This is a genomic window from Mycobacterium sp. 1465703.0, from assembly GCF_001672975.1.
Taxonomy (GTDB): Bacteria; Actinomycetota; Actinomycetes; order Mycobacteriales; family Mycobacteriaceae; genus Mycobacterium.
This window is the reverse complement of sequence record NZ_LZKU01000142.1, coordinates 1-891: the sequence shown is the minus strand read 5'-3', so window position 1 is coordinate 891 and position 891 is coordinate 1. Positions and strand designations below refer to the sequence as shown.

The 891-nt window shown below is 62.1% G+C and carries 1 protein-coding gene and 2 pseudogenes; all 3 read left to right on the top strand.

Annotated features, from left to right (window positions below; genetic code table 11):
- Positions 1-231: pseudogene (locus A5625_RS12570) on the top strand (thioredoxin-disulfide reductase); the annotation flags it as partial.
- Positions 228-581, top strand: coding sequence for a thioredoxin (trxA, locus tag A5625_RS12565; RefSeq protein ID WP_066993755.1), 354 nt, complete (start codon positions 228-230; stop codon positions 579-581). The pseudogene A5625_RS12570 and the gene trxA, both read left to right, overlap by 4 nt.
- A 132-nt stretch (positions 582-713) precedes the next feature.
- A pseudogene (locus tag A5625_RS12560) lies at positions 714-891 on the top strand (N-acetylmuramoyl-L-alanine amidase); the annotation flags it as partial.

Here is an 891-nt window from a genome sequence, read left to right as displayed (position 1 = left end):
GTGCTGGTGCAAGGCCGCACCACCAGCACCTCGATTGATGGGGTGTTCGCCAGCGGAGACCTGGTCGATCGCACCTACCGCCAAGCCATCACCGCCGCGGGCAGTGGCTGCTCGGCGGCCATCGACGCCGAACGCTGGCTCGCCCACCACGAAGACACCAGCGCAGCCGCACAAGGCGACGCAACCGAATTTCCTGGCAGTACCAACACATTGATTGGAGTACCACGATGACCGACGCCGAAAAAGCCGGGGCCACAATAGAAGTCTCTGACGCATCGTTTTCAACCGACGTGTTGTCCAGCAATAAGCCTGTGCTGGTTGATTTTTGGGCGACGTGGTGCGGCCCCTGCAAGATGGTGGCGCCGGTCCTCGAAGAGATCGCCAGCGAGCGGGGCGAACAGCTCACCGTCGCCAAGCTCGACGTCGACGCCAATCCCGAAACAGCACAGAACTTCCAGGTGGTCTCCATCCCCACGCTCATTTTGTTCAAAAACGGGCAGCCGGTGAAGCGGATCGTCGGCGCGAAGGGCAAGGCAGCCTTACTGCGTGAGCTCTCTGACGCGGTTCCCAACCTCAGCTGATCTGTATCGAATTCGTCGCATTGCGCCCCGCGCATGGCCTGGGGTTTTCCGGAATTCACGAAGCGTCTGCGACAATACGGTTAGCTGTTGCCCACATCTGAGCGTGTCAATTAGTCCCGGAGGGCCCTTGGTATGTCGAGTCCGCGCCGCGAACACGGCGACGCGCTGCGCTGTGGTGACCGCAGCGCAGCTGTGACCGAGATCCGGGCAACGCTGGCCTCACTCGGCCTGCTGACCAGCTCTGACGAAGATCTCGACACCGGCCGGCACGTGGCCCTCGAACTCTTCGATACCGAACTCGACCAGGCCG